The following is an 11608-nucleotide window of genomic DNA, read 5'->3' as shown; positions in this document are numbered from 1 at the left end:
GTTGAAATCTAGTATAGAATTCCTTGCCATGACTGCCTCTGCTGAATCCATTTTGAGCAATCTGCTGACTTTGCCAGAAGAAGATCGACTCGAGATTGCTGCCCGTTTGCAAGACAGTGTCTATGCTACGTCTTCGGATGAAGAACTCAGTCGCGATCTGAAAGTCATCCTGGATCGTCGTTGGCAAGAAATCGAAAGCGGCACGGTGCAGTGCCGTGACGCACTCGAAGTCGTGCAAGAATTGAGAGCGAAATACAATGTATAAGTTACGTACGCATCCAGAGGCTGACCTGGAGCTGGAGGAATCCATTCGATATCTTTCTGAACAGACTCTTTGGCAAGCCTCCCGATTTATTGACGCCTACGCAGCCGCTCTGCTGAAGATCCGCCAACATCCTGAATGCGCCCACTTTGCCTGGAATCCATACCGCCGATTTAATCTCACCCCCTTTTCATACGCCCTGATTTATCGTCATGAAGGCGACACGGTTTTTATCATCGCTGTGGCCCACACCAAACGCCATCCCGACTACTGGAAGACCCGCATTTAAGAAGACCAACCCCTGATATTCGTAAGACCATGAAACGTCGCCATTTTCTTCAGACAGCCGCCTTGGCCCCTTTTGCCTCCATGGGAGTGCGGGCCGCTACCTCCGCGCCGATCCCGATGGGGAAGGCGGAACATTGCATCTTCATCTGGCTGGGTGGGGGCATGTGCCAGACGGATACCTTTGATCCCAAAGCGCTGGGCGATCCCAAGGCGAATCCCAAAAAGGCAGGTTCAGCCTACCCTTCCATCGAGACTTCGGTGCCAGGCGTTCGTGTGTGTAAGCACCTGCCTAAAACGGCCCGCCAAATGGAGCATGTGACGGCTGTGCGCACGGTGTTTCACAACGTGATCAACGAGCACGCCATCGCCACGAACTTCGTCCACACGGGGCGTCCTGTCAGTGGCAATACTTCCTATCCCTCCATTGGCTCGATTGTCGCTCATCAACGGGGTTCGGCCAATCCCAAGGTGCCGGCCTACATGCTCATCGGTTATCCTAACCCCAGCCGTGGGCCGGGTTTCCTTGGGGCCAAGTATGGGAATATTTATCTGTCCGACACGAAGGCTGGCCCTGCGGGATTTACCCGGCCAGACTATGTGACTTCTCAGAGGGTGAGTGCGCGCGAAAAGTTGCTGAAGCCTTTGCAAGAGCGTGTGGCCAAAGAGGCTGCCTTAGCTGACTACGAAGCCGCTCAACGTGAGGCTCTGCGTCTCGCCGGGCCAGAGTTCATGCGGAACTTCAATCTGGACGAGGAATCTGCGGATCTGCGCAATGCCTACGGGAGCGAATTCGGACAGCGTTGCCTCCTGGCCCGCCGTCTCATTCAGGACGGGGTACGTTTTATCGAGGTTTCGCATAACCTTGGCTTCGTCAATGGAACGGGCTGGGACACCCACAATGACGGCCAGGAAAACCAGCATTTGCTGATCAAGGATCTGGATGATTCATTGGCGACTCTCATCGCGGATCTGAAGACCCACGGCATGCTGGATAAGACACTCATCGCCATTGGCACGGAGTTCGGCCGTCCGCCGGAATTCGATGGCGGCGGCGGGCGAGGTCACCAGTGCAGCACCTTCAGCATGATTTTGGCCGGTGGCGGCCTGAAACATTGCGGGGCCTATGGGGTCACGGATCACTTGTCGAAGGAGATCGTGGAAAACCCTGTCTCCACACCGGATTTCCACGCCACGATCCATGCGGCCCTGGGCATCAATCCCTCGCATGAGCTGGTGGATGCCTCTCGTCCGGTGCCGATCACCGATGGTGGCAAGCCGATCGCGGCCCTGTTCGGCTGAGGTCAAAAATCCGCCCATTCAGGGCGAACAATCCTGAATGGGCATTCGACAAAGAATGAATCCTGAGGCATCCCGAAGCGTTTAAACTGTTGTTCATGCGCTTCCTCCTCAGAGCTGTCCGTTTTGTCCTGCCCTTCGTTGTGCTGGGGGCCTGTGTCTTGGTGACGTGGTATCTTTTAAAGAACCCTCCTGCGCAGGAGAAAAAGGAGATGCCACCCACCTTCGTGCGGGTGGAGGGGACGGTGCTTAACAAGACGGAGTATGAACTGCGGGTTCGCTCTCAGGGGACCGTGCAGCCGCGAACGCGCAGCACTTTGCTGCCGGAGGTGAGCGGGAAGATCATCGAGATCAGCCCGTCTTTCCGCCCAGGTGGGTTCTTTGGCCAGGGAGATGTGCTCATGCGCCTGGATCCGCTGGATTATGAAACGGCCATCATCATTGCCAAAGGTGCTCTGGCCCAGGCGGAGGTGATGCTGGCGGAGGAAAAAGCGCGGGCGGATCAGGCCGTGGAAAACTGGCGCGCGATGGGCCGTACCGGAACTCCATCTGCCCTGGTGACACGAGCCCCTCAGGTGGCCAAAGCAGAAGCGGACGTAGCCTCGGCCAAGGCGCAAATCGTGAAGGCGGAGCGGGACCTGGAGCGCACCACCATCCGCGCTCCGTATGCCTGCCAGGTGCTGGAGCAGGCCGTGGATGTGGGGCAGTTTGTCAGCCAGGGCACTATTTTGGGGCGCATCTTTGCCGTGGATTATGTAGAAATCCGCCTGCCTTTGCCGGAGCGTGAAAGTCAGTTTTTGAAGTTGCCGCAATCCTTCCGCGATCAGAGCACGGCCACCGAAGATGGGGCGAAGGTTTTCTTGAAATCCATCGTCGCGGGCAAGCCTGTGGCGTGGGAGGGCAAGATCGTCCGTGTGGAGGGCTCCCTGGATGCTGAGACTCGTCAGGCCACGGCCGTGGCGCAGGTGACAGATCCGTACGCCCGGCGTGCCGATGGCGCACCTCCGCTCACCATCGGGGCCTTTGTGGAGGCTGAGATTTCCGGCGAGCCGCTGCGCGATGTGTACATTATTCCTCGCAATGCCGTGCGCGCGGGCAATGAGATCATCCTGATCGACCGCCCTCAGAACACTCTGCGCCGTTTGACGGTGGACCCGCTGGTGAGCAATGAGAAACACATCGTCGTTTCGGCCAATGCAGCCAAGGCGCCAAAGCCTGGCGACGTGCTCTGCATCACACCTATTCCTTTCCCTGCCGATGGTGCCCGCGTACTGCCTTCCATTGATGGGCAGATGGATGCAGGCACGGCGAAGGAAGGAAAGCCAGCAGGCAAGGAAGCCCCGCCCATGGCCAAACCAGCCACGACGTAGGGCTGGCAGCTTGGACCCACTCCATGTCAAATCCGGCTGGCCGGAGAGAATTGTCGTTGTTCGTCCGTTTGGGCGGGTAGCACCTCTTCGGCATGACGCGGCCTTTTTACCTCCTTTCCTTTTTCACGGCTCTCACCTGCACGCAGGCGGCGGAGGTGCAGTTCAATCGCGACATCCGCCCCATCCTTTCGGACAAGTGCTTTCATTGCCACGGCTTTGATGAAAAGGAGCGTAAGGGTGATCTGCGGTTGGACCTCCGTGACCAAGCCCTGAAGCCGGCGGAATCTGGAGCCGTGGCCATTGTGCCGGGCAAACCCGAACTCAGTGAAATCATCGCCCGAGTGACGACGGACAATGCGGACGATCTGATGCCCCCGGCCAAGATGCATAAACCGGTGTCCAAAGCGGAAGCGGCACTGCTGAAACAATGGATCGCCGAAGGGGCAAAATATCAGGGGCACTGGGCCTTTGAGCCCGTCACCCGGCCCCAGACGAATGCCCCTGTCTCCACCGCCATTGACTCATTTCTGGCCACTCGCCTGGCCAAAGAGAAGCTGGCTTTTTCACCCGAAGCCGATGCTGCCACCCTGATCAGGCGGGTGACCTTGGACCTCATCGGGCTGCCACCTACGCCGGAAGAAGTGGCCGCATTTGTCCAAGCCGCCCAGGGACCCGCGGGGCTTTCAAAAGCCTACAGCAGCGTAGTGGACCGTCTTTTGCAGAGTCCGCATTATGGGGAGCACATGGCCCGTGAATGGCTGGACTTTGCGCGTTATGCGGACAGTCACGGTTTCCAGACCGACAGCAGCCGCAGCATGTGGCCCTGGCGGGACTGGGTCATCGGGGCCTTCAACCGGAACCTGCCGTTTGATCAGTTCACCCTTCAGCAAATCGCCGGTGATCTGCTGCCGAATGCCACCCAGGATCAGGTGATCGCCACCGGGTTTAACCGCAATCACCGCATCAATGGCGAAGGTGGCATCATTGCCGAAGAGTGGCGCATTGAGAACATCATTGATCGGGTGGAGACGACCAGCTTCACCTGGCTGGGCCTAACCATGAATTGCGCTCGCTGTCATGATCATAAGTATGACCCCATCACCCAGCGTGACTTTTATTCGATGTTCGCGTTTTTTAATAACATCGAGGAAAGCGGCACCATCCAAGGAGCATCGAATCGCAGTGGAGGAAACTCCGTGCCAATCATGAATGTCACCACACCCGAGCAGCAGCAGCGGCTGGGGGTGCTGAAGGCAGCGGTGGAGTCGGCTGAAAAAACTCTGGCCGAAGAACGAAAAAAACTGCCGATGTTGCTGGCCGCTTGGGAGAAAGAAGCGGCCGCTAAACTGGCGGCCCAGAAGCCGACCTGGGCTTTCCTCGAGCCATCTCAAGTGGTCTCCAAATTGAATGAGCAGGGGGCTAAACTCACCCGCCAGCCTGACGGCAGCTATCTGGCCAGCGGCCTGAATCCCCTCCGCGATATTTATCTCTACGATGCCCCCGTGCCTCGCGAGGGGGTATCGGCCCTGCTTCTGGAATGCCTGCCGGATGCCTCTCTGCCTGGGGGAAGTCTGGGGCGGAATTCCAACGGTAACTTCGTCCTCAGCGACTTTGATGTGTATGTGCAGAAGCCAGGTGGGAAACCTGAGAAGATCACCGTGGCCAAGGCCGAGGCCGACTACAGCCAGAAGGGCTATGAGATCGCCAACGTGCTGAACAAAAAGCGCGGCAAGGGCTGGGCGATCGATGGTAACACGCGCAAGGATGCCCGGCGGGCCATGTTCCTGCTGGAGCGTCCCATTGCGCCTGCCGAGGGGAGCATGTTGCTCCTTCGACTGCGGCACGAGGCCATCGGTGGACATAACATTGGCCGTTTCCGCCTCAGTTCTACGGCGCTGCCTGCCAACTTGGTGAAGCTGGATGGCCAGGCGGATCTGACAAAGATCAAAGCTATCTTGGCCATCGCTCCAGCTCAGCGCACGGCTGCCCAGACCCAGGAATTGCAGAACTACTATCTGGCTAGCGAAGACAGTCCTGTGCGTCGTGAGATGGATGCCGTGGCTGATCGAAAGAAGGCGATGACAGATTTTGAGAACGCCCTGCCTACCACCATGGTGATGCGGGAGGCCAAGGAGGTGAGGGATGCCTTTATCCTGCATCGTGGGGAGTATGATAAACCGGGGGAGAAGGTGACGATGGCCGTGCCTGCCTGGCTGAATCCGATGCCGAAGGACGCGCCGAACAATCGCCTGGGCCTCGCCCGTTGGCTGGTGAGTTCTGAGAATCCACTGACCGCACGGGTCTGGGTGAATCGGCAGTGGGAGCGGCTCTTTGGAACCGGCCTCTGCAAGACGACGGAGAACCTCGGCATCCAGGCGGAGTATCCCGTGCATCCGGAATTGCTCGACTGGCTGGCGGCGGAGTTTATGAGCAGCGGTTGGGACATGAAGCACCTGCTGAAGCTCATGGTCACCAGCCAGGCCTACCGCCAGACTTCGAAGATCACACCAGAGCTTTTGGAGCGAGATCCTGAGAACCGTTGGTTAGGCCGTGGGCCGCGTTTCCGCCTCAGTGGTGAAACGGTGAGAGATCAGGCGCTGGCCATCGGCGGACTTTTGGTGCCCACGGTGGGTGGCCCCAGCGTGCGGCCCTACATGCCTGAAGGCGTGTGGGATGAAACGAGCAAGTATGGGGACCTGCGAGGCTATAAAGCCGATACGGGAGAGGCCCTTTACCGCCGCAGTCTCTACACCATCTGGAAACGCACGGCTGCCCCGCCGACGATGCTGCTCTTCGATGCGCCCACGCGCGAGATTTGCACGGTGAAGCGCAGCCGCACGAACACGCCTTTGCAGGCCCTGGCGATGCTGAATGAGGTCACCTTCGTCGAGGCCGCACGCGGTCTGGCCCAGCTCATGATGAAGCAGGGCAAAACACCAGAGGAAGCCATCCGCTACGGCTTTCGAAGAGCGACTGCACGTGAGATTGAGCCTGAGGCCCTGGCCCTTCTGCTTCGCGGCTGGCAAGATCGTCGCGCTTGGTATGAAACCCACCCTGAGGAGGCCACCAAGGCCATCACTCAAGGGGCCTCCCCTGCCGATGCCAGCCTGAACCCCAGGGACCTCGCCGCCTACACCGCAACGGCGGGCGTGTTGCTAAATCTCGACCGTGTGGTGACCCGCGATTGATCTGCCATGAATCCTTTCCAAATCCAAGACACGCTCAATCGTCGGCTCTTCCTGCGCAACAGTGCGGCAGCCCTCAGCTCGACCGCGCTCGGCTCCCTGATGGCAGAGACATCATCCGCCAATCTGCATCACGCGCCGAAGGCGAAACGGGTGATCTACCTGTTCCAGTCCGGGGCGCCTTCGCAGATGGATCTCTTCGATCCGAAACCGCAGATGGCGGCGCAACGGGGCAAAGACCTGCCAGAATCCATTCGCAAAGGCCAGCGGCTGACCACGATGACCTCGGGGCAGAAGTCCTTTCCGGTGGCCCCTTCGATGTTCAAATTTGCCCGGCATGGCCAGGGCGGGACCTGGCTGAGCGAGCTGTGGAAGCACCTGCCATCTGTGGCGGACGAGTTGTGCGTGGTGCGCTCCATGTACACCGAGGCAATCAATCATGACCCGGCCATCACCTTTTGCCAGACGGGCAGTCAGCTCGCCGGGCGGCCCAGCATCGGCTCCTGGCTGAGTTATGGGCTGGGCAGTGTGAACCGTGACCTGCCTGCCTATGTCGTGCTGACATCCTTTGGCACGGGGCGGCCGGATGACCAGCCGCTGTATGATCGCCTGTGGAGCAGCGGCTTTCTGCCCACCCAGCATCAGGGCGTGAAATTCCGCAACAAAGGGGACCCGGTGCTTTATCTCACCAATCCCTCCGGCGTGCCGCGTGAAGTGCGAAGAGGCATGCTGGATGAACTGGCGACGCTGAACCAGCGGGACCATGCCGCCTTTGGCGACCCTGAAACCGCCACCCGCATCTCCCAATATGAAATGGCCTTCCGCATGCAGACCAGTGTGCCGGACCTGGTGGACATTTCCAAGGAGCCCAAGAGTGTGCTGGATCTCTACGGCCCCGATGTGATGAAACCCGGTACCTATGCGGCGAACTGCCTGCTGGCCCGGCGGCTGGCAGAGCGGGATGTACGCTGCATCCAGCTTTTTCACATGGGGTGGGATCACCATGGCGGTCTGCCGAAGGCCATCCAGGGCCAGATCAATGACACGGACCAGGCCACCACCGGACTCATCAAGGACCTGAAGCAGCGAGGGCTGCTGGAGGATACCCTGATTGTCTGGGGCGGTGAATTTGGCCGCACCATCTACTCCCAGGGCGCGCTGACGGAGACCAACTATGGCCGCGACCACCACCCGCGCTGCTTCAGCATCTTCATGGCCGGGGCCGGTGTGAAAAAAGGCATGACGCTGGGTGCCACGGATGATTATTGCTACAACATCACCGAGGACCCGGTGCATGTGCATGATCTGAATGCCACCATCATGCACCTGCTGGGCGTGGATCATGAGCGGCTAACGTATCGCTTCCAGGGCCGTGACTACCGGCTCACCGACATCCACGGGCATGCCGTGAAGAAGGTGCTGGCCTAACCACCGATGGCGATCATACGCCGGTTGGGCTGGTAGTTGTCGCGGAAGTCGTGCTCTTTCGGCTTCCGTTCCACCACGCCCAGGATGAAACGTGCCAGTTCCTCGTCCGTGCAGCCGCTTCTCAGCACGTTGCGGAGGTCAAACTCCAGCCAGCTACCCAGGCAGGGGCGCAGTTTACCATCACTGGTTAGGCGCAGCTTGTTGCAGGTCTCGCAAAAGTGCAGGTTGGTCATCGCGCCGATAAAGCCGATCTTTTGCTCCGTGCCGGGCACGGCGTAGTAGGTGGCGGGGCCGTTGGTCTTAAAGTCGGGCAGCGGAGTCAGCGGGCCGGTGTGCTGCTCGATGAGCTGTTTGGCCGTGCCGGTGGCCAGGAAGTTATCTTCGCTGAGGACTTCTTGCGTGCTCACAGGCATGAGTTCGATGAAGCGCAGCAGCAGTCCTTTCTCCCAGGCGTAATTCATCAGGGGGACAAACTCGCGCTCGGTCTGGTTTTTCATCAGCACGCAGTTCAAGCGGATGCTGCGGAAACCGGCGGCGATGGCGGCATCGATGCCTTCCATCACCTTCGGTAGCAGGTCGCGGCTGGTGCTGCGCTGGTAGGCGGCACGGTCCAGGGAATCGAGCGAGACATTGGCGCTGCGCACGCCCGCTTTGACCAGCCGTTCGGCCATGGTGACACCGTTTTCCAGCTTGGAAAGCAGGGTGCCATTGGTGGAGATGCCGATTTCTTCAATGCCGGGAATGGCAGAGATCTGCGCGCAAAAGTCCGCTACTCCAGGGCGGGTCAGAGGCTCGCCACCCGTCACGCGCACTTTGCGGATGCCGAGGCCAGCGCCCACCCGCAGCACGCGCAGCATCTCGTCATAGGTCAGTACTTCGTCCTTGGGGAACCAGGCCTGCTCCTCCTCCGGCATGCAGTAACGGCAGCGTTCGTTGCAGCGGTCCGTGATGGAAACGCGCAGGTAGGAAATGCGATGGCCGAAGGCGTCTTCCACAGGGGTTTACTCCAGCACGGGGCCTTTGACGGACCAGCGCTTCGCGACGAAGCCCGTGGCCGATTTTTCCTTCCAGACGGCAAAGTGCGGGGTGAGGTAGTGGGCATCCATGGCCTCTTTGTCCACATAGCTTTCGCTGAGGGCAAAGAGGTTGGGTTGGTCAAACTGGCGGCTCACCTCGAAGCGCAGGCAGCCGGGCTCCTTCACGGATTCGGCGGCGTTGTACGTGATGACTTCCAGGAATTCATCCACGCGGGCTGGATCGATCTCGAGAATGACAATGACATTGACCATAAGAAGACTCAGAGACGATTTTACGCTAACATGCAACCTCGCGATGCCGTATAAACGGGCTATGTTCATTCACGCCATGAAGCTGACCACCCCCCTGTTTCTTCTCCTGGCCCTTTCTCCCGTCCACTCCCAGGAGGTCAAACCCGCCTCTCCGCCCCCAGCCAAGCCTGCGGAAGTGGCTAAACCCTCCGCCGAAACTGCCCCTGCGAAACCTGCGCCCACTCCACTGGCTGCCAAACCGGAGGCTAAGCCTGCAACTCCGACAGCTCCAGCGACGTCCCCGGCAGCTGCGCCAAAGCCAGTGACTCCTGCGGTTCCTGCACCAGCGCCCAAACCCGAGACAAAGCCAGTTCCAGCGCCCGCTCCGAAACCGGAGGCAAAACCTGCCCCTGCGGCGGCTCCTAAGCCTGCCCCGGCCCAAGCAGCCAAACCGGAGACAAAACCTGCGCCCGCCACTCCACCAGCGACCACTCCCGCGAAACCGACACCACCCCCGGCGCCGCCAAAGCCCGTTTCTGTTTTCAAAGATAAAGCCCTCGAATCAGCCGTACGGAAGCAGGTCTTTGCCAAACGGGACAATCAGGAGCCGCTGACGGCGGAAGATGTGGCCTCCGTTTCCATCATCGAGGGCAAGGCCCTGGGCATAACCGACCTGACCGGGCTGGAAAAATGCACCGCCCTGGCTTCCCTGACCCTGCCCGAAAACAAGATCACTAATTTGGGGCCGATCCGGGGCCTGGAGCGGCTTCAGTTCCTGGATGTGGGGAATAATGAGATCTCTGATCTAGCTCCGCTGGCAAGCTGCAAGGCTCTTCAGTATGTGGAGCTGACGAATAACAAGGTTGTCGATGTTTCTCCCTTCGGAGGCATCGTTTCCCTGACTTCCCTTTATCTTGCTGGAAACCTGATCCAGGATGCTAAGCCACTGTTTAAGCTGCCCAAGGTATGGACCCTCTATCTCGAGGGAAATCAAATCACTGATCTGACGGGGATCGGTTCTTTGAAATGGTTGTCCATGCTATCTCTGAAAGGAAATAAAGTGGTGGATATCACTCCTCTGGAACCGCTGACGGATCTGCAGTTTTTATTCCTGGAGAACAATCAAATCGCGGACTTTTCCCCACTGCATCGAATGTGGAAAAAGGACAACGACGGCAGCCGCGAGTGGGCTCCCTACTGCCAGATCTTCGTCGAGGGCAATCCCGTCAATGATGCCTCCAAAAAGCTCCTTGAAGAGCTAAAGGCCGCCGGTGCGCGCATCACGCCCTGATGCCCACTGGAAGCTTAAACGGGGTCCGTCAGTGATGACGGGCCTACCTCCTGGAAAGATCGCGGATAAACAAACGACGGCCATCTCCAGGCAATAAAAAAGCCTGCCAAGACCGCATCGACGGCTTTTGGCAGGCTTTTTAATGAATGATGATCAGGGCACCTCTTCGCCGGAACCTGTGTAGATCCATTTTTCGACCTTGCCGTTTTTGATCTGGGCCTGGGCCTCGGTGTCAAATTTGCCGAACATGGTCTGGGTTTCGTATTTCACGATCACGGTCCACACGCCATCGGTCATCTGGGGTTCACCCCACTCCTTGATGGTTTCAGGTTTGATCTCGGTCACCTGTCCGGACTTCATGCTGGCCAGCAGCAGGGGATAGGTACCATCGGCATCGCGGGCGGGTTTATCGTTGCCTGCACTGGCGGTGGCTCCTTTGGTCGGAGGAGGCGCGTTTTTCGCACGCTCAGCAGCAGCCAGTTTGAAGTCATGGGCACGGCGCAGGGTCTCAGTGCGGGCGACTTTCCAGCGCTCATAGATGTCAGTCAGCACTTCCTTGAGGTCGGTGTCATCCAGACCCACCTTGCCGCGCATGGGCGAGGTTTCGGTGGGGGAGACCAGGATATCCGTGCCTTCCTGGCCTACGGCCACAATGGTGCCACCGGCTTTCACCTGGGTGGCGGCACTGGAATTTCCGATCTTCATCTGCAGATTCAGATCTTTCTTCAACTTCACCGGACGGGGAAAGGCACTTTTGGGGATGGCGGCCCAGTTTTGTGTGGCGACATCAATCGGGTCAAAGTTCGGCGCGACAAACTCGCCTTCCTTCGGCTTCACGGGTTCCGGCTTCGGAGCTTCAGGCATAGGAGCGGGTTTTGGGGGCTCCATGACGGGTTTCGGTGCTTCCACCACAGGTTTAGGTGGGGCGATAACGATGACTTCCTTCTTCGGTTCTGGTTTGGGGGCCACCACCACCTCCTTGGGCTTATGTTTCTCAAACTTCAGCGCATCGGCAATCTGCGGATACACATATTGATAGGCAGCATAACCGACGGCTGCGGCGAGGATGAGGACGAGGATGCCTTTCATGGGGTGAGGAAGGATAGTGGCCTTGGCTGACGAAAATTCAATGGCGAGACTTCTGCATTCTTAACGAACAAATGCAGGTCTTTCTTGGGGTGGATGTGCGGGTGCTGTCAGATAACCATTGGCAGTGAATC

General features: G+C 58.8%; 10 protein-coding genes. 7 read left to right on the top strand and 3 right to left on the bottom strand.

The genetic code is table 11. From position 1 onward, the window contains the following. Nucleotides 1-28: 28 nt before the first annotated feature. The 6 genes from ABEB25_RS08770 to ABEB25_RS08745 all read left to right on the top strand — a co-directional run bounded on the left by ABEB25_RS08770 (nt 29) and on the right by ABEB25_RS08745 (nt 7829). Nucleotides 29-265: an addiction module protein gene (locus tag ABEB25_RS08770; protein WP_345736011.1), complete on the top strand. Its 237-nt coding sequence runs from the start codon at nt 29-31 to the stop codon at nt 263-265. Then, nucleotides 258-551, top strand: a complete 294-nt coding sequence (locus ABEB25_RS08765) for a type II toxin-antitoxin system RelE/ParE family toxin (protein WP_345736010.1) — start codon at nt 258-260, stop codon at nt 549-551. Before ABEB25_RS08770 ends, ABEB25_RS08765 begins: the two co-directional genes overlap by 8 nt. A gap of 29 nt (nt 552-580) precedes the next feature. Further along, complete coding sequence (locus ABEB25_RS08760) at nt 581-1849, top strand: DUF1501 domain-containing protein (protein ID WP_425572000.1); 1269 nt, start codon at nt 581-583, stop codon at nt 1847-1849. A 95-nt stretch (nt 1850-1944) separates the two neighbouring features. Continuing rightward, nucleotides 1945-3216: an efflux RND transporter periplasmic adaptor subunit gene (locus ABEB25_RS08755; protein WP_345736009.1), complete on the top strand. Its 1272-nt coding sequence runs from the start codon at nt 1945-1947 to the stop codon at nt 3214-3216. Between the two features lie 92 nt (nt 3217-3308). Then, on the top strand, nt 3309-6404 hold the full coding sequence (locus ABEB25_RS08750; protein ID WP_345736008.1) for a PSD1 and planctomycete cytochrome C domain-containing protein: 3096 nt from the start codon (nt 3309-3311) through the stop codon (nt 6402-6404). Nucleotides 6405-6410: 6 nt separating this feature from the next. Continuing rightward, on the top strand, nt 6411-7829 hold the full coding sequence (locus tag ABEB25_RS08745) for a DUF1501 domain-containing protein (protein ID WP_345736007.1): 1419 nt from the start codon (nt 6411-6413) through the stop codon (nt 7827-7829). On the opposite strand, the gene moaA is transcribed toward ABEB25_RS08745, so the two are convergent. Together moaA and ABEB25_RS08735 are read right to left on the bottom strand one after the other, a co-directional pair. After that, entirely contained in the window at nt 7826-8824 is a 999-nt protein-coding gene (moaA, locus tag ABEB25_RS08740) for a GTP 3',8-cyclase MoaA (RefSeq protein ID WP_345736006.1), read from the bottom strand. The genes ABEB25_RS08745 and moaA overlap by 4 nt on opposite strands. A gap of 6 nt (nt 8825-8830) precedes the next feature. Next, nucleotides 8831-9118, bottom strand: coding sequence for a putative quinol monooxygenase (locus ABEB25_RS08735; protein WP_184210139.1), 288 nt, complete (start codon nt 9116-9118; stop codon nt 8831-8833). A gap of 76 nt (nt 9119-9194) precedes the next feature. Between ABEB25_RS08735 and ABEB25_RS08730 the strand changes: the two genes are divergently transcribed. Continuing rightward, nucleotides 9195-10388: a leucine-rich repeat domain-containing protein gene (locus tag ABEB25_RS08730; RefSeq protein WP_345736005.1), complete on the top strand. Its 1194-nt coding sequence runs from the start codon at nt 9195-9197 to the stop codon at nt 10386-10388. A 153-nt stretch (nt 10389-10541) separates the two neighbouring features. Here the strand turns inward: ABEB25_RS08730 and ABEB25_RS08725 are convergent, their stop codons facing one another. Beyond that, nucleotides 10542-11477 carry a hypothetical protein gene (locus ABEB25_RS08725; protein WP_345736004.1) on the bottom strand — a complete coding sequence of 312 codons (936 nt, stop codon included), beginning with the start codon at nt 11475-11477 and terminating at the stop codon, nt 10542-10544. Nucleotides 11478-11608: the final 131 nt, after the last annotated feature.

It is taken from the genome of Prosthecobacter algae (genome assembly GCF_039542385.1).
Lineage (GTDB): Bacteria > Verrucomicrobiota > Verrucomicrobiia > Verrucomicrobiales > Verrucomicrobiaceae > Prosthecobacter > Prosthecobacter algae.
The sequence above is the reverse complement of the archived record's forward strand: the minus strand, read 5'-3'. Positions and strand labels throughout refer to the sequence as shown.